Origin of the sequence: Yinghuangia aomiensis, assembly GCF_039542225.1 — a bacterium.
GTDB classification, from domain to species: Bacteria; Actinomycetota; Actinomycetes; order Streptomycetales; family Streptomycetaceae; genus Yinghuangia; species Yinghuangia aomiensis.
Map to the genome: position 1 here is coordinate 1 of NZ_BAABHS010000012.1, position 21,012 is coordinate 21,012.

The window sequence follows — 21,012 nt, forward strand, 5'->3', positions numbered from 1 at the left end:
AAGTCCGCCCAGTCGTCGTCGAGTTTCACGTACAGTGCGATCGCGAGGGTGTCGAGGTCTGTCGTCACAAACGGATCCTGGACACCCTCGCTCCATGCCCGCAGGCATTCGGAAAGACTCGTCTAGGCCGTGCGGGATGCCATGACGACTCCGCCCGCCCGTCCCGCTCTTCCCGCCACCCTCGGCTCACCCCGGCCTGGCTGTCCGGTGTCCTCACCTCCTCCGGGCGTCGGGCGTACGTGAAACGGAAACCGGCCCGGCGCGGGGGCCCCTGATCCCCACGCACGGGCCGGTGCTTTGCCTCCCGACCGGCTCCGCCCTGCGCGGCGCTGTCCTTCTCCACTCGGTCCTCGTCGGCTGCGTACCCCTCAGCCGAACAGCACCGGGATCTCCGTCGCCCCCCGCTCGTACATGCCGATGAACCTCGGCGGTGCCGCGTCCGGGTCGAGGCGCAGGTTCGGCAGCCGGTCCAGGAGGGCGCCGATGCCGACGGCCATTTCGGCACGGGCGACGTGGGTGCCCAGGCACACGTGCGGGCCGCGGCCGAAGCCCAGGTGGGCGCGGGCCGGGCGGGTGGGGTCGTAGTCGTCCGGGGACTCCCAGCGGGCGGGGTCGCGGTTGGCGGCGCCGATGCACAGGTGCAGGACCGAGCCGCGCGGCAGGGACATGCCGTGGAAGTCGATGTCGCGGGCGACGTAGCGGGAGAACATCGGGTCGGTCGGCGTCCAGCGCAGGGATTCCTCGATCGCCGGGCGCAGCAGTGCGCGGTCGGCGCGGACCGCGTCGAGGACTTTCGGGCGGGCGAGCAAAGCCGCGAGGGTGATGCCCATCTGCTTCCAGGTGGTGCCGGATCCGGCGACCAGCAGCAGGTAGGCGAAGGACATGATCTCGGCGTCGGAGAGGCGGTGGTGGACGCCGTCTTCGTCGGTGAGTTCGGCTTCCACGAGCACGCTGAGCAGGTCGTCGCCGGGCTGTTCGCGGCGGGACGCGACGGCGGGCGCGACGATGCCCGCGAAGACGGCGGTGTCGATGGCGCCGGGGATCATCGAGGCACGCAGGTCGAGGGCTTGTGCGGCGGGGATGCCGAGGCTGCCGGTGATGGTGAGCGTGGGGATGGCGGCGCAGAAGTCGGTGTTGAGGTCGGCGCGTCCGGCGGCGGCGAAGTTGTCGATCAGGGCGTGGACGGTGGTGGTGATCCAGTTGTCCATCCACCATTTGGCGCGCGGCGGGACGAACGACGGCTGCACGAGGCCGCGGTAGCGGCGGTGCTCTTTGCCGTTCATGTAGAGGATGCTGCTTTGGGGGCCTTCGATGCCGTGCTCGAAGTCGCGGCCGTCGGCGGCGCTTTCGGAGGACACGAACACGGTTTCGTCGCGGAACGCGGCGTCGCAGGCGGCGTAGGAGAAGGCGCTGAAGTGCTCGCGTTCGGGGTGCGGGAGGCCTTGGAAGGCCGCGGGTCCGGCGAAGCCGGTGAGTTCGTGGACGATGCCGCGGTGCACGGGGGCGGCTTCACGGAGCCGGTGCCAGACGGGATACGGGTCGTCGTGGTAGGCGGCGCCGCTGTGTTCGTTGACGCCGCTGCGCAGGTCGAAGAGTTCCTTGAGGCGCGTCGGGTCGAGGGCGCCGACGTCGGAGGTCATGGTCGCGTGGTCCTTCCGGGTCGGCTATTGGGCGACGAATCCGCCGTCGACGGGCAGCAGGACGCCGGTGATGTTGCGGGCCGCGTCGGAGGCGAGGAACAGCGCGGCGGCGGCGCAGTCTTCGGCGGCGATCGGGCGGCCGAGGGGGTGCGCGGAGCCGACGTCGCGGCCGGCTTCGTCGCCGATGCCCTGGGATCCGTGCGCGGCGTCCGGGACCATGAAGTTGGTGGCGGGCATCGCGGCGGGGCATACGGCGTTGACGCGGATGTCGTCCTTGGCGCATTCCACGGCGACGCCGCGGGTGAGCTGGTTGACGGCGCCCTTGGTGGCGCCGTAGACGGTGCCGCCCCAGCCGACCATGCCGGCGATCGAGCCGGTGTTCACGATGACTCCGCCGCCGCCTTGGGCGCGGAACTGCCGGATGGCGGCCTGGCAGCCGAAGATGATGCCGCGGACGTTGACGGCGAGGAGCTTGTCGATCTGTTCGGCGGTGTGGTCCTCGGTGAGCATGCCGAAGGCGGGGGTGGCGATGCCGGCGTTGTTGACGACGACGTCGAGCCGGCCGCGGCCCGCGACGGCCGCGGCGATGGCGGCGTCGACGTCGGCCTGCACGGTGACGTCGCAGCGCACGGCGGTGCCGCTGCCCTTGGTGTCGGGTTGCTCGCCGATCAGCCGGACCGTTTCCGCGGCCCAGTCCTCGCGCAGGTCGGCCGCCACGACGTGTGCGCCTTCGCGGGCGAACAGGAGCGCGGTGGCCCGTCCGACGCCCGAGCCGGCACCGGTGACGACCACGGATTTGCCGTCCAGCAGCACTTCTTCTCCCATCGGTCCGGCGGTTGTCCGCATCAGCGCAGGTCTTCGAGCGGGCCGAGCACGAGGTGCTGGACCTCCTGGTATTCGCGCAGTCCCGCGACGCCGCGTTCGCGGCCGATGCCGGACTGCTTGATGCCGCCCATCGGCGTGTAGGCGTTGGCCGCGGGGCGGTTGACCAGCACGGTGCCGGAGCGGATGCGGCGGGCGACGGCGAGTCCGGCGCGGACGTCGGCGCTGTAGACGCCGCCCGACAGGCCGTACTCGCTGTCGTTGGCGATGGCCACGGCCTCGTCGAGGTCGCGGTACGCCTGGATGCTGACGACCGGGCCGAACGCCTCGCGCTGCGCGATGGGGTTGGCGTTGTCGTCGACGGTGAGCACGGCCGGCTCCAGGTAGTGGCCGCGCGCGAGCCCCGCGGGCCGGACGCCCCCGGCGACCAGGCGGGCGCCCGCGTCGACGGCGTCCGCGATCAGGCCGGTGATGCGGGCGTGCTGCGCCGCGGAGACGACCGGGCCGACCGCGGTGGCGGGGTCCTGCGGGTCGCCGACCGGCATCGCGCGGGCGACCGCGGTTGCCTGGGCGACGGCGTCGTCGAAGGCCTCGGCGGGCACCAGGACGCGGCTCTGCGACGAGCAGGCCTGCCCGGCGTGCGCACCGAACACCGCAGCAACGCCCGCGCCGACGTTGCGCACCGCGTCCGGCAGGTACAACTGCACGGACTTGCCGCCGAGTTCGAGGACAAGGCGTTTGACGGTGGGCGCGGCCTGCGCGGCGATCCGGCGGCCGACCGCGGTCGACCCGGTGAACGACACGCAGTCGACGCGCGGATCCGAGGTGAGCAGCTCGGCGCCGGCGGAACCGGGCTCCGGCAGGATGTTGAGCACGCCCGGCGGCAGCCCCGCGCGGTCGGCCGCGGCACCCAACGCGAGCACCGACAGCGGCGCGAGGGGGCTCGGCCGCAGGATCACCGAGCAGCCCGCGGCGAGCGCCGAGAAGACCTTCCATACGGCGGGCTGGAGGGGGAAGTTGTAGGGGGTGATGGCCGCGACGACGCCGCACGGCTCGTACCGGCGGATGCTCATCAGCACGTCGTGGCCGGCCGGTCCGGCGATGTGCCCGTCGAGCGGGAGTTCGTTGTGCTCCCACTCCGGCAACGTGGCCAGCAGCGCCGGAAGTTGGCGGGCCTGCTGCAACGCCATGTCGACCTGCAGGAGTCCGGCGATGCGGACCGGCGTGCCGGTTTCGCGGATCACCGTCCGGACCAGGTCGTCGCGCACGCCGTCCAGCACGTCGACCATCGCGGCGAGCAGGCGCACGCGTTCGGCGAGCGGGACGGACGCCCACACGCCCGCGTCGAAGCTGCGCCGGGCGGCGGCCACCGCGGCGTCGAACTGCGCCGCGTCGGCGGCCGGGGCGTGGGCGAAGTCCTCTTCGGTCGCGGGGTCTTCGACCGCGAATCCGGGGTCGCGGCCGTCCGCGAACCGGCCGTCGAGGTACAGCTGTGCGGCGTCGAGCAGGTCCGCCACGTTCGGCCTCCGGGGGTCGTCGCGGGCGCCGGGGACACGCGGGGCCGGTCCCGGGCGGCGGCCAAGGGGTTGGCCAGGACGAGGGCTGTGGGGAGTGGCTGTGCGGGGTGGCGCCGTACGGAGACCGCGGACGGAGGATCATCGGGGTCGAAATGATCCGACCCGACTAGTCCAACCCGAGCGGCGGCTAATAGTATATTAGCGATGCTGCTGCGATCCTAGCGGCATTCGATCGCCGGTTGTCAAGGAGCCGACATGCCATTGGTGGCGTCGCCCGCGGTGCTCCGCGCCGTGGACATCCTGGAAACGCTGGCCGCCGACCCGGCCGAGGCCATGACGGTCAGCGAGGTCGCGCGCATTCTCGACATGCCGCGCGCCAGCTGCCACACCGTGCTCCTCGCGTTGGCCGAACGCGGCTACGCGGTACGCGGCGAAGGCGACTTGCGCTACCGCCTCGGCCCCGCGTGCATCGCGGTCGGCGACGCGGCCCGCAGCATCAACTCGGCGCTCGCCGTCACCGGACACGAGGCCGAGGCGCTCGCCCGGCAGACCGGGACGTGCGTGGGCGTATCCGTGCGCACCGGCGACGAGATCCGGGTCGTGGAAGTCTTCGACCACGGCGCCCCGTTCGCGGTACGCGGGCACGTGGGCCAGGCGATCCGCCTGGCCCCGCCGTTCGGCACCGGCCTCGTCGCGTGGGCCGACGACGCGGGCGTGGACGCGTGGCTGGACGCCGCAGCCGTCCCCCTCGGCGAGGCGGCCCGCACCCGCTACCGCGCCGCGCTCGCCGCCATCCGCACCCGCGGCTACAGCGTCACCGTGGCGACCCCCCGCAACCCGGAACTCGCCGACGCCCTCGCCACCCTGGCGGACACCCCGGACGCGGAGGAAGCCCGCCGGGTCCGCGACGACGTGGTCCTCGAACTCACCCACAGCGAATACCTGCCGACCGACCTGGACGCCGACCACCCGGTGCGCATGCTGCAGTGCTCCGCCCCGGTCTTCGACGTCCTCGGCAACGTCGTCGCCAAGATCATGGTCTTCGGCCCGAACTACGACCTGACCCCGGACGAGGTCGCCCGGCTCGGCGAACTCCTCAAGGAGGCAACGGAACGAGCCACCCGCCACATCGGCGGCAAGGCACGGACCCTCGAACCCCGCTGACCCGTGCGGCGGCGGCTCGCGACGCCGAACCGCGAGCCCGGCCGCACGCCGGAATGACGAAGCGCGGCCGACCGGATGTCCGGTCGGCCGCGCTTCGTTTCGCTGCCGGAGGTGTCCTGTCCGTCTACGCCGGGTGGACCGGCACGTCGATGCCGTGCGCGGCCACCGTGCGGACGCCGCCCTCGGCGAGCTTGTAGGACAGGCCGACGAGGGCCGTCTGCCCCGCCTCGACCTGCTCGGCGAGGACGCGCGAGCGGTCCAGGAGCAGGTTCACGGTGTGCCGGATGTGCTCGTCGACGATGTCGTCCGGGTCCTCGAGGCCGGCCGCGTGGGCGGCGAGGACGCTCGGGGTGACGCGTTCGACGACGTCGCGGACGTAGCCGGTCGGCGTCAGGCCGTCCTGGAGCGCCTGCGTGGTCGCCGCGACCGCGCCGCACGAGTCGTGGCCGAGGACGGCGACGAGGCGGCAGTCGAGCATGCTGATGCCGTACTCGATGCTGCCGAGCACCTCGGGGCCGAGCACGTGCCCCGCGGTGCGCACGACGAACAGGTCGCCGATGCCGCGGTCGAAGATGATCTCCGCGGCGAGGCGCGAGTCGGCGCAGCCGAAGAGCACCGCGAACGGCGTCTGGGCAGGGGCTTGCGCGGCGCGGCGGTAGGCGTCCTGGTTGGGGTGCGCGGGGGTGCCTGCCACAAACCGCTGATTGCCTTCGAGGAGCACCTCGAAAGCGTGGGCCGGGTCCGATATGGGCGCGTCGATCATGGGCGGGATCTTATGGCGCGACGGGCCCGCGAGCACATGGGGTGACCGCCATGCGGACCCCTTCCTGCTTGTCCGACCTGGAGGTTTACGCGGGTCATCGGCCCGCTGCGCTGGGCGGACGGGGCGCGGCGGCCGGCGGGGTGTGCGCAAGGTCTCATGCCTGGTGGCGGGCTTGCGGGGCCCGAAGGCAGGGCCTCCGGTGCGGCGGATCGTTCCTGCGCGGACCGGGGTAGCGCGCATGCCGACGCGCTGCGTCCGCCGCGCGATCGAGGAAGGCAGGCAACACACCGAGGATCCCCCGCGCGGGGTATCCCGCTGCGCCGTTCCGGTGACCCCGTCGCGCGCCCCGTGGACCGGCGCCTCTCCGGCCTGCGGTAGTGGTGGCCGGACTTTGTCTCCTCGGCTTCGGGAGGGCCGCCGATGCCGGACCAGTCTCCGCCTCCGCCCCCGCCTTCGACTCCGCCTCCGCCGTCCCTCGCGTGGCGGTGGTTCACGGGGTTGGCATGGGCGCTCGTCCCGGCGGCGGTGACCGGGGGCCTGGTGTGGTTCGGCCGCGCCCATACCCCGGACTACGCGGCGAGCTTCTTCGGCAGCCGCTTCGCGGACGCGCAGCACCTCAAGGCCGACCTCGGCACCGCCCTGCTCGGCTTGGCCGTCCTGCAACTCCTTCTCGCGCTGGCGATGTACGGAGTGCTGCCGGTCCCGCAGGCCGCCCGGCACCGCCTGGCGACGGGGCACCGGGTGGGCGGCCTGGCCGCGTTCCTGGTGTCGCTGCCGATTGCGGTGCACTGCATCCGGGCTTACGGGGTGGCCACGTACGACACCCGGGTCACCGTCCACTCGCTTGCCGGCTGCTTCCTGTACGGCGCGTTCGCCGCCAAGGTCATCGTGGTCCGCAACCGCCGTGTCCCCGGCTGGGCGATCCCGATCGTGGGCGGCGTCCTCGTCGTGGCGATCGCCCTGCTCTGGTACACGGCGGCGCTGTGGGACTTCAACGAGCAGCAGGTGCCGGGCTTCTGACCCGGCGGGTCACGTGCCGAGCGCTTGGTCCACCTGGGCGCGGAACGCGTCCGGGGACACGGCGTTGCCGCCGCGGTCGAGCACGGTCACCGGGCGCCCGTCGAGCAGCACGGTCGGCGTGCCGCCGATGTCCTTGGCCACGAAGTCCGCTTCGACGGCTTTGACCCACGGCGCGAACGTGCTGTCGTTCACGCAGGCTTCGAACGCCGGGGTGCGCAGGCCGTCGACCTTGCCGGCGAGGTCGAGAAGGCGGGAGCGCTTGCCGAACGCGTCGTCGTCCTCGTCCGGCTGGTTGGCGAACAGCACCTCGTGGTAGTCCCGGAACTTGCCGGCCTGCTGCGCGCACGCGGCGGCGTTCGCGGCCCGGCGCGAGCCGTTGCCGCCGAGCCGGTCGTCGAGGAACGATGCGATGTGGTACTCGACGCGGAACCGCCCGGCGTCGGCGAGCTGCCGGATCGTCGGCCCGAGGGTCTTCTCGACGCGGTCGCAGAACGGGCAGCGGAAGTCCTCGTAGACGGTCAGCACCGCGGGCGCGTCGGCCCTGCCGTCGGGTATGACGGTCTGTCCGGGACCGGCCGCGCCGGGCGGCGGGGTGACCGGGCGGCCGCGCACGTCGTCGGTTCCGCCGCCGGAACTGTTGCCGACGACGATGCCGACGGTCGCCGCGATCGCGAGGACCGCGACGACGGACCCGCCGACGATCAGCCCCCGCCGGCGCTTCTCCGCGGCGGCCCGGCGCTGCCGTTCCGCGGCCATGCGTTCGCGCGCCGATACGCGCCGTTCGGCCTTCTTGCCCGGCTTGGTCGTGCCCATCGTGTCCATCCCCCCTGCCGTGTACCGAAGCCGGGGCGGGTGCCGCCGGCCCGGGGCGCCCGGCGGTCTGCGGACGGCCCTCCGAGGTAGTCGGATGCGCGCGGCGCGGAGTTCCGGGGACCTTCCGGGACCTGCCGCGACCAGGTGCGGCAGCATCGACGCGCGCTCGGTCACGCTCCCGGACGGGACACCGCCGGAGGTCCAGGCCCTGCCGGCGGCGTTGGCGCCGCCGCCCGCGCAGCCGGACGGCACCGACACCGGCACCGACACCGACACCGACCGCTCGGCGACCAGATCGCCGCGTCGGTACGCCGCGCGTTGGCGGACGGCAGCGTCCGGCCGGGTGAAAAGCTGCCCGCGGCCCGCGAGCTGGCCGCCTCCCTCGCCGTCAACGTGCACACCGTGCTGCGCGGCTACCAGCAGCTCCGCGACGAAGGCCTCATCGAACTGCGCCGAGGGCGTGGCGCGGTGGTGGCCGCGTCCCTGGACCCGGAGCGCTTCCGACTGTCCGAACGGGTGTCCGAACTGGTCGAACAGGCACGCTCGCTCGGCGTGCCGGACGACGAACTGATCGCCTTGGTGCGCACCGCGCTCGGCTGAGCGGACGCAGAGATCGGCGCCCCGCGGCGGCGCCTCAGCGCCGCCGCAGCCGCGGGTCCAGCAGGGACGGCGGGGTGTCGACCTTCTCCTCCGGCGCGAGGTCGACGCCCGGCGGCACGATCGCGTCGACGGCGTCCAGGACGTCGCCGCTCAGGACGGTGTCGGCGGCGGCGAGTTGGCTGTGCAGGTGCTCGAGGGTGCGGGGGCCGATGATGGCGGCGGTCACGGCGGGGTGCGCGGTGACGAAGCCGAGGGCGAGCTGGATCAGCGTCAGGCCGGCCTCGTCGGCGACGGCGGCGAGCTTTTCGACGGCGTCCAGCTTGGCCCGGTTGACCGGGAGGCCGGTGTCGAAGCGGTGCGGCATCAGCGCGGCGCGGCTGGTGGCGATGTCGCGGCCTTCGCGGATCGCGCCGGACAGCCAGCCCGACGCCAGCGGGCTCCACGCCAGCACGCCCAGCCCGTACTCCTCGGCGACCGGCAGCACGTGGGCCTCGATCGCGCGCTGGAGGACGGAGTAGCCGGGCTGTTCCGTGACGTACCGGCCCAGGTGGTGCTCGCGGGCGGCCCACTGGGCCTGCACGATGCGGTGGGCGGGGAAGGTCGAGGAGCCGAAGTAGCGGATCTTCCCGGCGCGTTGCAGGTCGGTGAGGGCGCCGAGGGTTTCTTCGTCGCTCGTCGCGGGGTCCCAGCGGTGGATCTGGTAGAGGTCGACGTGGTCGACGCCGAGGCGCCGGAGGCTGTTGTCCAGCGCGGTGGTCAGCCAGCGGCGCGACGCCCCGCGGTGATTGCGTTCGTCGCTCATCGGGAGCACGGCCTTCGTGGCCAGCACGATGTCGTCGCGGCGGCCGGCGATGGCCTTGCCGACCATTTCCTCCGACTCGCCGCGACCGTACATGTCGGCGGTGTCGATGACGTTGATGCCGCTTTCCAGCGCGGCATCGACTATCGCGGTCGCCTCCTCTTGGCCGGTGCGCCCGATGGCGCCGAAATTCATCGCGCCGAGCGCGAGGGTGCTGACCCGGACGCCGGTGCGGCCCAAGGTGCGGTACTGCATGACGGTGATCTCCCCTGTGCCGTGGGTGTGACGGGGACGGGGCGCGGACGACGGTCCGCCCGGCTCCCGATCTGCCACAATGAACAAACGGAACATCGTCCCGCTTCCATCCCGACGATACGGAACACTGTCCCGTTTATCAATCCCGACCCCGGAAGGACCGGCCCGTGACCGACGGCGAGCAGCACGCCGCCCCCCGCCCCAAGCGGGCGGACGCGCGGCGCAACGCGGAAACCCTGCTCGACGCGGCGGCCGCCGTCTTCGTCGCGTCCGGCGTCGACGCGCCGGTGCGCGACATCGCCGCCGCGGCCGGCGTCGGCACGGCGACCATCTACCGGCACTTCCCGACCCGGGCGGACCTGATCGTCGCCGTGTACCGGCACCAGGTGGAGGCGTGCGCCGAAGCCGGGCCCGCGCTGCTCGCCGAGGCGCCCACCGCGCACGAGGCGCTGCGGCGCTGGATGGACCTGTTCGTGGACTTCCTGGCCACCAAGCACGGGCTCGCCGCGGTACTGCAGTCCGACGATCCGGGCTTCGCGCCGCTGCACGCGTACTTCCTCGACCGGCTCGTGCCGGTGTGCACCGAACTGCTCGGCGCCGCGGCCGGAGCGGGCGAGATCCGGTCCGACATCACCGCGTACGAACTGATGCGCGGCGCCGGAAACCTGTGCATCGGCGCCGAGGACAACCCCCGCTACGACGCGCGCCGCCTGGTCGGCCTGCTCGTCACGGGACTGGGTGCGCCGAACTGACCCGCACACCTCACCCATTCGCCGCACCGCCCTGCCCCGCCCCGCGGGAATGGTCAGTTTCGTCGTGAAACACCGACATTCCCCGGAAAGGCGGACATCATGGTGGAAACGGCAGCCCCGCAGCAGGTTGCGGGCATGCGGCTGCGCGAACTGGCGTTCGGCGCGGTGACGGCCGCGGGCGTGCGGGCGGCGCTCCGGCTGGGCATCCCGGACGCGCTCGGCACCAACCCCGAGACCCCGGACACTCTTGCCGAGCGCACCGACGTGGACCCGCGCGCGCTGCGCCGGCTCCTGCGCGCGCTGGCGTCGCACGGCATCTTCACGGAGCAGCCGGACGGACGCTTCGCGCACAACGACGCGTCGCGCCTGCTGCGCTCGGACACGCCGAGCAGCATGCGTCACGTGACGCTGTGGGCGACCGAGCCGTGGACGTGGCAGGTGTGGCCGAGGCTCGACGAAGCGGTGCGGGAGGGCCGCAGCGTGTTCGCGGACGTGCACGGCAAGGAGTTCTTCGACTACCTGCACGCGGACGCGCCCGAGTCCGCCGAGGTGTTCAACCAGGCGATGACGCAGTCCAGCCGGCAGGCCGCCGAGGACGTCGCGGACGTGCTGGACCTCGGCGACGCACGCACCGTCGCGGACGTCGGCGGCGGCCAGGGCATGATGCTGGCCACGCTGCTGGAGCGGAACTCCGACCTGCGCGGCTACCTGCTCGACCTGCCCGCGGTCGTGGCCCAGTCGGACCCGCGGCTGCGGGCGGGCGGCGCGTTCGCGGACCGGGCCACGCTCGTGGCGGGCGACGTGCGCGACGACGTGCCGGTCGCCGCGGACGTCTACATCGTCAAGAACCTCCTCGAATGGGACGAGGACAGCACGCGCCGCACGCTGGCGAACATCATCTCGGCCGCCGAGCCGGGCGCCCGGGTCGTGGTCATCGAGAACCTCGTGGACGAGACCTCGTCGCCGAAGTTCACCACCGCGATGGACCTGCTCCTGCTGCTGAACGTCGGCGGCGCGAAGCACACGCGGGACAGCCTGGTCACCGCGATGGGCCGGGCGGGTCTCGCGACCGGGGAGATCACGTCGATCAACCCGTCGCTGCACATGTTCGACAGCGTCGTGCCGGACGAGTGACCTTGCCGCCGCGGCGAGGTGTCCGCGCCGCTTTCCGCGACGCACCTCGCTGCGGCGCCGAACTGGCTTTTCCCGCACGGTTGTCGGAGGCGGTCGGGGCGCCTCGGACGGGCCCGTTCGCGTGACGCAGGACCGGGTTCCTTCCGCTGAACGAGGGGCACTCTTGCCCCGAATGCACCAAAACACGGCAACTGCGGTCGCGGGCCCGTGCAGCGCGACGGACCGTGGAAGAGGCGCACCGCCGATCCCCAAGTGCTGATGACCCGTCAGCAGTCTTGCGGGCGCCGAAAGGAACGCATCATGCGTCGTGTACGCACCCTCGTTGCCGGTACCGCTCTCGGCTTCGCCGCGCTGACCATGGCCGTCCCGGCCGCCTACGCGGATGCCGGCCCGAGCGCCGCGGACAGCGGCAAGTCCTGGTCGTCGGGCGAAGAGCACAAGTCCGGTGGCATGGAGAAGGACAGCGGCGAGCAGAAGGGCCGCCCGCACGGCGGTCCGCACGCCGGCGTCGGAATCCTCGACGACGGTGCCGGTCTCGCGACCGGCGCGGTCCTGATTGCCGGTGGTCTCGGCCTGGGTGCGTACGCCCTGCGCCGCCGCACCTCCTCGGGCCCGGCCGCGGCCTGACCCGAAGCAGCACGGAATCGCGTGCCGTGGCATCCGTCCCCCGGACGGGTGCCACGGCACGTTCCGTTGGAGGCCCCGCCGCGGGCCCGACAGCCGGCACCCGCCGGCGGAAAGGCGGACTCGTGTCCGACGCACGGCCCCAGCGCACGGGGCGGACCAAGATGGTGGCGGTCGCAGCCGGGGCGGTGTTCCTCGGCGTGTGCGCGATCCAGAACGACCTGAAGAGCGAGAGCGGCCCGCCGCAGCCCGCGGCGGCGCAGGCGTCCCCGTCGGCTTCCGCTTCGCCCGCGGCCTCGGCCGCGACGAGCGCCAAGCCCAGCACGTCGCCGTCCCCGACCAAGCCGGCCTCGCTCGGCTCCTCCCCGCCCCTGCGGATCCGCATCGGGACGATCGGCGTGGACGCCCCCTTCGTCGGCCTCGGCCTGAACGCCAACGGCATCCTCGACGTCCCGAGCGCGACCAACCGCAACCTGGCGGGCTGGTACGAGGACGGCGTCACCCCGGGCGCCCGCGGCAACGCCATCGTCCTCGGCCACGTGGACACCAAGCTCGGCCCGGCGGTGTTCTGGGGCCTCGGCAGCCTGAAGGCCGGCGACGAGGTCGCCATCGACCGCGCGGACGGCAAGACGGCCAAGTTCAGCGTCGATTCGGTCGAGTCGTTCCCGAAGAACGCGTTCCCGGACGACCGGGTGTACGGGAAGACGCCGGACGCCCAACTACGCCTGATCACGTGCGGCGGCGTCTACGACAAGAAGCGGAAGGACTACCTGGACAACGTGGTGGTGTTCGCGCACTACACCGGGGCGTCCTGACCGGTTCCTCGCGCGCGCCCTCCCGGACGGCCGGTGCCGGGAGGGCCTGCGTGGTCGGGCGAGACCCTTTTGCCGCTACTCGCCCGGGTGCTTGCCGTAGTAACGACGGACCACCTTCGCCAGCTTGCGCTGGATCGAGCGCAGGGTGCGGATCGTCGACTCGTCCGTGAGACCCGTGGTCGTGGGCCATTCGACGCCGGTACCGGCGAGGTCGCTGACGAAGACGATCTCGGCGGCCAGGAGCGTCCGCGCCCAGTCTGCCGGGGCGAGGGGAACGTCGTCACGGAGGGCGGCTCGAAGCCTGCGGCTCCGGTCGAGCAGGTCGCTCATGTCCGCGAACCCCATGCCGACAGCGAGCTGGTCACTGCATCGGGCCGGACCGCCCCACTCGGCGAGCGACCGCCGCAGCAACGCGATTTCGCTCGGGGCGAGGAGCGTGCGTGGCGCAACCGCGTGTTCCGGCACCGGCTCAGCCCTCCTCGGATCCCGCGCGACACGACGCGGATCACGCTACCTGCCGGCCCAGCCGCCGCCGGAGGCGGTGGGGCGCCGGAGCACGCAACGGCGGGCGGGCCGTAAAGCCCGCCCGCCGTCCGCCGTCCTTCACCCGCGCCCGACGTTCACCGCCAGCTCCCCCAACACGCGCGCGAGTTGCTTTTCCTCATCACCCACCGCCCCCTCCCCCCGCCAAGCCACGTACCCGTCCGGCCGTACCAGCACCGCACCCTCGGCCGAAACCCCGTGCAGCGCCGCCCAGTCCACGTCGCCCTCGGTGGCCAAGCCGTCCGGCGCCCCGTCCGCGACCGCGCCCACCGCGAAGACCTCGACCGGCCCTCCGACGGTCTCCGCGGCCCGGCGCCAAACTTCCCCGGCCTCGCCCGCGCCGGTCAGCAGCACGAACCGCGACTCGTACAAGTCGAGCAGCGACACCCGGGCCCCGTCCGATCCGCGCACGACCCACGCGTGCGGTGCGCGGGTCCCCGGCTCTCCGTTCGGCGGACGGAACGCCTCCGGCACCACCGGGGCATCCTCGGCGGCCCCGACCACCGCACCCACCGGATACCGGTAGCCCAGCACGACCCCCAGCACCCCGGGCTGCCGCCCCGCAGGCGGCCCACCCGCGCTACCCGAACCGGACGGCGGCCCACCCGCAGTCCCCGAACCGGCAGGCGGCCCACCCGAAGGCCGTCCACCCGCAGGCGGTCCACCAGGTCCACCAGGTCCACCAGGTCCACCAGGTCCACCAGGTCCACCAGGTCCACCCGACCCACCCGACCCACCCGGCACCACCCCGGCCGCCGCGTACCCCGGATGGCTGTGCTCCACCGACCGCGCCGACGCGCGCGCCGCCGTGGCCACCGCCACCGGGCGCCGCTCGGCCTCGTAGCTGTCCAGCAACCGCGCGGACGCCTGCCCCCGCAGCACCGCCGCCAGCTTCCACGCCAGGTTGTGCGCGTCCTGGATGCCGGTGTTGGAGCCGAACGCGCCGGTCGGCGACATCTCGTGGGCCGAGTCGCCGGCCAGGAACACCCGGCCGTCCCGGTAGCGTTCCGCCACCCGCTCGGCGGCATGCCATGCCGCCTTTCCGGTGATCTGTACGTCGAGGTCGTGGACGCCCATCGCCGCGCGGATGTGCGTGATGCAGCGTTCGTCGGTGAACGCCTCCAGCGGTTCGCCGTCCTCCGGGTGCCACGGCGCGTGGAACACCCAGCGTTCGACGTTGTCCACCGGCAGCAGTGCTCCGTCGCCCGCCGGGTTCGTCAAGTAGCAGACGATGAACCGGCGTTCGCCGACGTAGTCGGCGAGCCGCTTCGACGTGAACGTGATGCTCACGTTGTGGAACAGGTCGCCCGGCCCGGACGTCTTGATCCCGAGCCGTTCGCGCACCGGGCTGCGCGGACCGTCGGCGGCGATCACATAATCCGCCCGAACGGTCGAGCGCGCGCCGCTCTCGCGCGCCTCGAGAACCGCCGTCACCCCGTCCTCGTCCTGCTCGAACGACACCAGTTCGGTCCCGAACCGCACGTCGCCGCCGAGGTCGGCGGCGTACCGGGCGAGCACCGGCTCCAGGTCGTTCTGGCTGCACAGGCACCACGAGCTGGGCGAGAACTTGGCGAGGCCGCCACCCGGGTCGATGTCCTTGAACAGCCATTCCTGGTCGGGGCCGGCCATCGTCCGCGCCTGCAGGATGCCGTGGTTGTCGGCCAGCACCGCGGACGCGGCACGGATGCCCTGCTCGATGCCCGCGGTCCGGTAAAGCTCCATGGTGCGGACGTTGTTGCCGCGTCCGCGCGGGTGATGCGACGTCGCGGCGTGGCGTTCCACCAGCAGATGCCGGATGCCGAGTCGGCCGAGGAACACCGACGCGGACAGACCGACCAGCGATCCCCCGACGATCAAAACGGGCACCCGTTCCTCCGTCGGCCCTCCGCCCGCGGACGGGTCGCCGGGTCGCGGCCGGGATCTCTCAGGTCGTGCCATGGGTCTCTCCACCTTCACGGAGCGCGCCGAAGCTGACGTCTGCGTGTGCCCCCAATCCCCCGGCCATTCCATCGTTTTGTCTATTTGTCACTCATATGCCCTGGAAAAGGTGCCTGTTCCGCAACTTGTGTCCACGCTCGAACTCGGGGCTCACCAACGAAGGATGGACATGGACACCACGGTCCGAAGCCAGACCGACCGACCCGTCGACCGCTCCGCACCGCGCTCGCCCGCGGCCGGCCCGAAGCCCGGCCCGGCGGCCGACGGGCTGGTCCGCGGCGACGACGGCGCCAAGCTGCGCGTGCTGCTGATGCTGGAGATCCACGAAGGCTCGCAGGAGCGGTTCCTGGACGCGTACGAGAGCATCCGCGCGCAGGTCGCCGCGGTGCCCGGGCATCTGCGCGACCAGCTGTGCCAGTCGATCGAGGACCCGACGCAATGGCTCATCACGAGCGAGTGGGCGGGCAGCGACGAGTACCTCGAATGGGTGGACAGCGCCGAGCACCAGGAAATGGTGAAGCCGCTGCACGGCTGCGTCCGCGGCACCCGGTCGCTGCGCTTCGCCGTGGCTCGGGAAACCAGCCATTCGGAGCACGAAGCGCCGGCCGGCCGGACGCAGCAGAAGCAGAAGCCGCAGAAGCAGAACCGGCCCGCCGGCCCGCAGAAGTCCGCCGACGGAATCACCCGTGCGGCCCTCAGCTTCCCCGTGAAGCCGGGCAGCGAGTCGAAGGTCGCGGAGATCCTCGCGGCCTACGACCCGCCGGACCCGCACGTGGACGCGTCCACGACGCTGCACCGGACGTCGGTGTTCCTGCACGGCACCCAGGTCGTGCGCGCCATCGAGATCCAGGGCGACATGCGCGCCGCACTCGCGCACGTCGCCCGGCAGCCGCAGGTCCGGGCCGCCGAGGAGGCGCTCAACCCGTTCCTCGTCGAGGCCCGCGACCTGGACGACCCCGAGGCCGCACGGCAGTTCTTCATGAGCGCCGCGCTCGCCGAGGCGTTCCGCGGAGCCTCCCCCGACGCGGCGAAGGCCGGCACGACGCACCGTGCCGCCTTCCGCTACCCGGTCCGCCGGGGTGCCGCCGAGGAAGCCGCGAAGCTGCTGGCCGAGCACGACAAGGCGGCGCTCGCCGAGCCCAACGGGCTGCTGCTCGCGAGTTCGATCTACGTGCGGCAGGACATCCTGGTGCGCGTCGTCGACCTGCGCGAGCCGGTGGACGCCGACCCGGCCATCGCGCTGGGTGTGGACCGCAGCGGCCCGGCGCCGCTGGCGCGTCTGCTCGACTTCGATTTCGACGCCGGTCCGGCGGGCGACGCGGGACTCGCGCGCCTTCGGGCTGCCTGCACGATGACGCCGGTCACCGACCGGCGTGCCGCGGACGCGCGCTAGCGCATCCGGGTGCTTTTGCCCGCGCCCGTTCGGTGCGCGGGTTCGTCCCCCTTCCGGCGGCGTGCCCCCGGGCACGCCGCCTCGCCCCCTTGGAGGCGGCAGCCATGACCGCACAGCCCACCCGTGCCCCCGAACACCCGATGCCGGAGCCGATCGAGTATGCGATGCCGCCGCGCGTCGTGACCCTCGACGAGGTTCCGGCGAACCGGCGCCGCGGCGGCGACCTGCGGGTCACTCTCAGCCCCACGACCGTCGGTTCGACGTGCGGGTTCATGGGGTTGGCGATCGTCGCGCCCGGCGAGACGATCACCGAGCACTACCACCCGTATTCCGAGGAGTTCGTGCACCTCGTGAGCGGGACCCTCGAGGTCGACCTCGACGGTGTGACGCACGAACTGCACGCGGAGCAGAGCCTGATGGTCCCGCGGTTCATGCGGCACCGGTTCCGCAACAGCGGCCGGGTCGAGGCGCGCATGGTGTTCCAGCTGGCGCCGCTCGCGCCGCGGCCGGAGCTGGGGCACGTGGACACCGAGGCGCCGGTGGCGCCGCACGATTCCCATCCGGACGTGGGCGGCGCGCAGTGACGCGCCGCGTCGCGGTCACCGGGGTCGGTGTGGTGGCCCCGGGCGGCATCGGCGTTCCGGCGTTCTGGGACCTGCTGACCGCGGGGCGTACCGCGACCCGCGGGATCACGTTCTTCGACGCGGCGCCGTTCCGGTCGCGGATCGCCGCGGAGTGCGATTTCGATGCGGAGGCGCACGGCCTGTCGGCCGAGCAGACCGCGCGGGCCGACCGCTACGTGCAGTTCGCGCTGGTCGCGGCCGCCGAGGCGGTCGCCGACGCGGCGCTGGACGTGGATGCCGAGGACCCGTGGCGCATGGGCGTCTCGCTGGGCACCGCGGTCGGCGGCACCACCCGGCTGGAGCACGACTATGTGGCGGTGAGCGGACGCGGTGCCCGCTGGGGCGTCGATCCGGAGGCCGCCGAGCCGTTCCTGCACCGGGCGTTCTCGCCGGCCGCGCTGGCCTCCGAGGTCGCCGAGGAATTCGGCGCGCGGGGTCCGGTGCAGACGGTGTCGACGGGCTGCACGTCGGGTCTGGACGCGATCGGCTATGCGGCGCATGCGGTGGCCGACGGCCGGGCGGACGTCTACATCGCGGGCGCGTCGGATTCGCCGATCTCGCCGATCACCGTGGCGTGTTTCGACGCGATCAAGGCGACGTCCACGCGGAACGACGACCCGGCGCAGGCGTCGCGGCCGTTCGACGCGGGGCGCGACGGGTTCGTGCTCGGCGAGGGCTGCGCGGTGCTGGTGCTGGAGGAGTTGGGCCGGGCGCGGGCGCGCGGGGCGCGGATCTACTGCGAGATCGGCGGGTTCGCGACGCGCGGCAACGCGTACCACATGACGGGTCTGACCCGGGAGGGCCTTGAGATGGCCGAGGCGATCCGCCTGGCCCTCGACGAGGCCCAGGTCGAGCCGACCGATGTGGACTACGTGAACGCGCACGGTTCGGGCACCAAGCAGAACGACCGGCACGAGACGGCCGCGGTGAAGCTCGCGCTCGGCGAGCACGCCCGGACGATCCCGATGAGTTCGATCAAGTCGATGGTCGGGCATTCGCTCGGCGCGATCGGGGCGATCGAAGTCGCGGCGTGCGCGCTGGCGATGGCACACGGTGTGGTGCCGCCGACGGCGAACTACGAGACGCCCGACCCGGAATGCGACCTCGACTACGTGGGCCGCACGGCCCGCGAAGCCGAGTTGGACACCGTTTTGTCGGTCGGCAGCGGCTTCGGCGGCTTCCAGTCCGCGGTGGTGATGGTGCGCCGCGACGAGGACGTGCCGGACGGTGCGGCCGACAAGCGCCGGCGGAGCGAGGTGGCGTCATGAGCGTCGCGCCTGTGGCGATCACCGGGATCGGCGTGGTCGCGCCGAACGGCCATTCGACGGACGTGTACTGGAAGGCGACCCGCGAGGGCACGCTGCACCTGGAGCGGATCTCCCGCGAGGGGTGCGCGGACATGCCGCTCGCGGTGGCGGGCCTGGTGCAGGACTTCGATCCGCGCCTCACGGTCGAGGAGAAGTTCCTCGTGCAGACCGACCGGTTCACGCACTTCGCGCTGGCCGCCGCGGACCAGGCGCTGTCCGATGCGGCGCTGCCGGACCTGCCGGAGTTCGCGGTGGGTGTGGCGACGGCGAGCGGTTCGGGCGGCGGCGAGTTCGGGCAGCGCGAGTTGCAGAACCTGTGGGGGCGGGGCCCCGGATTCGTCGGCCCGTACCAGTCGATCGCGTGGTTTTATGCCGCGAGCACCGGCCAGGTGTCGATCCGCGGCGGGTTCAAGGGCCCGTGCGCGGTGCTCGCGGACGACGAGGCGGGCGGGCTGGACGCGATCGCGCACGGTGCCCGGTCGATCCGGCGCGGGGCCACCGCGATGGTGGTGGGGGCGGCCGAGGCTCCGATCGCGCCGTACTCGATGGTGTGCCAGCTGGGTTACCGCGAGCTGAGTCTGGCGGCCGATCCGGCGCGTGCGTACCTGCCCTTCGACTCCGAGGCGTGCGGGTTCGCGCCGGCGGAGGGCGGCGCGATGCTCGTGCTGGAGAACGCCGAGGCGGCGCGGGCGCGCGGTGCCGCCGTGCGCGGCCTGGTGGCCGGGCACGGGCAGACGTTCACCGGCACGCGGAGCTGGGCGGAGTCCCGGCACGGGCTGGCGGCGGCGATCCGCATCGCGTTGTCCGAGGCGGGCGCGGCGCCCGAGGAGGTCGACGTGGTGTTCGCCGACGCGCTGGCGGTGCCGGAAGCCGACCACGCCGAAGTGCTGGCGATCGCCGACGCGCTGGGCCCGCACGCCGGCGCGGTGCCGGTGACCGCGCCGAAGTCCGGGATCGGCCGCGCCTATTGCGGCGGTCCGGTGCTGGACGTCGCGTCCGCGGTGCTGGCCATGGAACACGGGGTGGTGCCGCCGACGCCGGGCGTGTTCGCGGCGTCGCACGACATCGACCTCGTCACCGGCGGGGCGCGGCGTGCCGAGCCGCGTACCGCACTCGTCCTGAGCCGCGGCCTCATGGGCTGCAATTCCGCGCTGGTGATCCGGCGCGGCGAGGGCCGCGGCTGATCCGGCGACCGCCGGACGACCGGGAGTCCTTCCGCCACTTCAGAAAGGAAACGCCGTGAACGGCCCCTTCACCTACAGCGAGCTGGCCGACCTGATGAAGGCGTCCGCGGGCATCTCCGCGGACCCGATGGAGATGGAGATCCGCCCCGAGGCGGAGTTCGGCGAGTTCGGCCTGGACTCGCTCGGCCTCATCGCCGTCGTCTCCGAGCTGGAGCAGCGCTACGGCCTGCCGCTCGGTCAGGACGCCGAGGCCTGCAAGTCCCCGGCGCAGCTCGTCGAGTTCGTCAATGCGCAGATCACGTCTGGAGTCTGATCCGATGGCCGGCCACACCGAGAACGACATCATCATCAACGCCCCGTTCGACCTCGTCTGGGACATCACCAACGACGTCGACAACTGGACCGACCTGTTCACCGAGTACGCGAAGGTCGAGGTGCTGGAGCGCGAAGGCGCGAAGGTCACCTTCCGGCTGACGATGCACCCGGACAAGGACGGCAAGGTCTGGAGCTGGATCTCCGAGCGGGAGCCCGACCGGGCGATGCGCACCGTGTGGGCGCAGCGCGTGGAGACCGGGCCGTTCGCGTTCATGCACATCCGGTGGGAGTACCACGAGGAGCCGGACGGGGTCCGGATGCACTGGGTGCAGGACTTCGCGATGAAGCCCGAGGCCCCGGTGGACGACGCGTGGATGACGGACAACATCAACCGCAATTCGCGGGTCCAGATGGAGATCATCCGGGACAAGATCCAGCAGCGCGCGAAGGACCTGGGCCTGGCGGCCCCGGCGTCGGCCGTCTGATCCGCGGCCCGGTTCCGGCCGTCCGCGCTGCGCGGGCGGCCGGAACCGCCGCCTCCCGGTCCCTCCCTCTTCCGCAGATTTCCGCAGATCTTCCGCAGATCTTCCGCGGATGTGGCTGCTCCGGCGGTGCGCCGCCGGTCTCTCGAAGGATTCGTTGTGAACGCACCCGTGTACCGCAGTCTGATCGTCGCCCGCATGCGTCCCGATTCGGCGGACGACATCGCGGACATCTTCGCCGCGTCCGACCGCGGCGAGCTGCCGCACCTGGTCGGGGTGACCGGACGGAGCCTGTTCCGGTTCGGCGACGGCCTGTACTTCCACCTGATCGAGGCGGACCGGCCGCCGGGGCCCGCGGTCGCCGAGGTCGCCGGGCATCCGGAGTTCCGGGCGGTCAGCGACCGGCTTTCGGCGCATGTGAGCGCGTACGACCCGGCGACGTGGCGGAGCCCGAAGGACGCGATGGCGGACGAGTTCTACCGATGGGAGCGCGCTCCCCGCGGCTGACG

At 72.7% G+C, this 21,012-nt stretch carries 22 protein-coding genes; 14 read left to right on the plus strand and 8 right to left on the minus strand.

Features of this window, described 5'->3' with window-relative positions:
• Positions 1–368: 368 nt before the first annotated feature.
• From ABEA93_RS17700 to ABEA93_RS17710, 3 genes are read right to left on the minus strand one after another with little or no spacing between them, the layout of a single operon-like run.
• Complete coding sequence (locus tag ABEA93_RS17700) at positions 369–1,640, minus strand: cytochrome P450 (RefSeq protein ID WP_345676547.1); 1,272 nt, start codon at positions 1,638–1,640, stop codon at positions 369–371.
• Positions 1,641–1,664: 24 nt separating this feature from the next.
• Complete coding sequence (locus tag ABEA93_RS17705; protein WP_345676548.1) at positions 1,665–2,465, minus strand: SDR family NAD(P)-dependent oxidoreductase; 801 nt, start codon at positions 2,463–2,465, stop codon at positions 1,665–1,667.
• Positions 2,466–2,485: 20 nt separating this feature from the next.
• Positions 2,486–3,979, minus strand: a complete 1,494-nt coding sequence (locus ABEA93_RS17710; protein WP_345676549.1) for an aldehyde dehydrogenase family protein — start codon at positions 3,977–3,979, stop codon at positions 2,486–2,488.
• 255 nt (positions 3,980–4,234) lie between these two features.
• On the opposite strand from ABEA93_RS17710, the gene ABEA93_RS17715 reads away from it, so the two are divergent.
• Positions 4,235–5,143 (plus strand): IclR family transcriptional regulator, encoded by a 909-nt coding sequence (locus tag ABEA93_RS17715; RefSeq protein ID WP_345676550.1) that lies wholly within the window; start codon positions 4,235–4,237, stop codon positions 5,141–5,143.
• A gap of 124 nt (positions 5,144–5,267) precedes the next feature.
• Here the strand turns inward: ABEA93_RS17715 and ABEA93_RS17720 are convergent, their stop codons facing one another.
• On the minus strand, positions 5,268–5,906 hold the full coding sequence (locus ABEA93_RS17720; RefSeq protein ID WP_345676551.1) for a carbonic anhydrase: 639 nt from the start codon (positions 5,904–5,906) through the stop codon (positions 5,268–5,270).
• Between the two features lie 498 nt (positions 5,907–6,404).
• Here ABEA93_RS17720 and ABEA93_RS17725 point away from each other — a divergent pair, with 498 nt between their 5' ends.
• Entirely contained in the window at positions 6,405–6,926 is a 522-nt protein-coding gene (locus ABEA93_RS17725) for a DUF6529 family protein (protein ID WP_345676552.1), read from the plus strand.
• Positions 6,927–6,935: 9 nt separating this feature from the next.
• Here ABEA93_RS17725 and ABEA93_RS17730 read toward each other — a convergent pair whose 3' ends face one another.
• Positions 6,936–7,739 carry a DsbA family protein gene (locus tag ABEA93_RS17730; protein WP_345676553.1) on the minus strand — a complete coding sequence of 268 codons (804 nt, stop codon included), beginning with the start codon at positions 7,737–7,739 and terminating at the stop codon, positions 6,936–6,938.
• A 294-nt stretch (positions 7,740–8,033) separates the two neighbouring features.
• Between ABEA93_RS17730 and ABEA93_RS17735 the strand changes: the two genes are divergently transcribed.
• Complete coding sequence (locus ABEA93_RS17735) at positions 8,034–8,339, plus strand: GntR family transcriptional regulator (RefSeq protein WP_345676766.1); 306 nt, start codon at positions 8,034–8,036, stop codon at positions 8,337–8,339.
• A gap of 34 nt (positions 8,340–8,373) precedes the next feature.
• On the opposite strand, the gene ABEA93_RS17740 is transcribed toward ABEA93_RS17735, so the two are convergent.
• On the minus strand, positions 8,374–9,393 hold the full coding sequence (locus ABEA93_RS17740; RefSeq protein WP_345676554.1) for an aldo/keto reductase: 1,020 nt from the start codon (positions 9,391–9,393) through the stop codon (positions 8,374–8,376).
• Positions 9,394–9,560: 167 nt separating this feature from the next.
• On the opposite strand from ABEA93_RS17740, the gene ABEA93_RS17745 reads away from it, so the two are divergent.
• The 4 genes from ABEA93_RS17745 (at position 9,561) to ABEA93_RS17760 (ending at position 12,718) form a co-directional block, all read left to right on the plus strand.
• Positions 9,561–10,145: a TetR/AcrR family transcriptional regulator gene (locus ABEA93_RS17745; RefSeq protein ID WP_345676555.1), complete on the plus strand. Its 585-nt coding sequence runs from the start codon at positions 9,561–9,563 to the stop codon at positions 10,143–10,145.
• A 99-nt stretch (positions 10,146–10,244) separates the two neighbouring features.
• The gene (locus tag ABEA93_RS17750; protein WP_345676556.1) at positions 10,245–11,279 is read left to right on the plus strand and encodes a methyltransferase; all 1,035 of its coding nucleotides are present in this window, start codon (positions 10,245–10,247) and stop codon (positions 11,277–11,279) included.
• Positions 11,280–11,579: 300 nt separating this feature from the next.
• On the plus strand, positions 11,580–11,906 hold the full coding sequence (locus ABEA93_RS17755) for a hypothetical protein (protein ID WP_345676557.1): 327 nt from the start codon (positions 11,580–11,582) through the stop codon (positions 11,904–11,906).
• Between the two features lie 122 nt (positions 11,907–12,028).
• The gene (locus ABEA93_RS17760; RefSeq protein WP_345676558.1) at positions 12,029–12,718 is read left to right on the plus strand and encodes a class F sortase; all 690 of its coding nucleotides are present in this window, start codon (positions 12,029–12,031) and stop codon (positions 12,716–12,718) included.
• A gap of 75 nt (positions 12,719–12,793) precedes the next feature.
• On the opposite strand, the gene ABEA93_RS17765 is transcribed toward ABEA93_RS17760, so the two are convergent.
• Complete coding sequence (locus ABEA93_RS17765; protein WP_345676559.1) at positions 12,794–13,183, minus strand: hypothetical protein; 390 nt, start codon at positions 13,181–13,183, stop codon at positions 12,794–12,796.
• Between the two features lie 138 nt (positions 13,184–13,321).
• A complete protein-coding gene (locus tag ABEA93_RS17770; protein ID WP_345676560.1) occupies positions 13,322–15,199 on the minus strand; it encodes an FAD-dependent oxidoreductase in 1,878 nt (625 codons plus the stop codon).
• A 169-nt stretch (positions 15,200–15,368) separates the two neighbouring features.
• On the opposite strand from ABEA93_RS17770, the gene ABEA93_RS17775 reads away from it, so the two are divergent.
• The 7 genes from ABEA93_RS17775 (at position 15,369) to ABEA93_RS17805 (ending at position 21,010) form a co-directional block, all read left to right on the plus strand.
• Entirely contained in the window at positions 15,369–16,592 is a 1,224-nt protein-coding gene (locus tag ABEA93_RS17775) for a SchA/CurD-like domain-containing protein (protein WP_345676561.1), read from the plus strand.
• Positions 16,593–16,756: 164 nt separating this feature from the next.
• Entirely contained in the window at positions 16,757–17,176 is a 420-nt protein-coding gene (locus ABEA93_RS17780) for a cupin domain-containing protein (RefSeq protein WP_345676767.1), read from the plus strand.
• Positions 17,173–18,483 (plus strand): beta-ketoacyl-[acyl-carrier-protein] synthase family protein, encoded by a 1,311-nt coding sequence (locus ABEA93_RS17785; RefSeq protein WP_345676562.1) that lies wholly within the window; start codon positions 17,173–17,175, stop codon positions 18,481–18,483. The genes ABEA93_RS17780 and ABEA93_RS17785 overlap by 4 nt, the downstream gene beginning before the upstream one ends.
• A complete protein-coding gene (locus tag ABEA93_RS17790) occupies positions 18,480–19,706 on the plus strand; it encodes a beta-ketoacyl synthase N-terminal-like domain-containing protein (protein WP_345676563.1) in 1,227 nt (408 codons plus the stop codon). The genes ABEA93_RS17785 and ABEA93_RS17790 overlap by 4 nt, the downstream gene beginning before the upstream one ends.
• A 55-nt stretch (positions 19,707–19,761) precedes the next feature.
• Positions 19,762–20,019: an acyl carrier protein gene (locus ABEA93_RS17795; protein ID WP_345676564.1), complete on the plus strand. Its 258-nt coding sequence runs from the start codon at positions 19,762–19,764 to the stop codon at positions 20,017–20,019.
• 4 nt (positions 20,020–20,023) lie between these two features.
• The gene (locus ABEA93_RS17800; RefSeq protein ID WP_345676565.1) at positions 20,024–20,506 is read left to right on the plus strand and encodes an SRPBCC family protein; all 483 of its coding nucleotides are present in this window, start codon (positions 20,024–20,026) and stop codon (positions 20,504–20,506) included.
• Between the two features lie 168 nt (positions 20,507–20,674).
• Positions 20,675–21,010 carry a TcmI family type II polyketide cyclase gene (locus ABEA93_RS17805; protein WP_345676768.1) on the plus strand — a complete coding sequence of 112 codons (336 nt, stop codon included), beginning with the start codon at positions 20,675–20,677 and terminating at the stop codon, positions 21,008–21,010.
• Positions 21,011–21,012 lie beyond the last annotated feature (2 nt).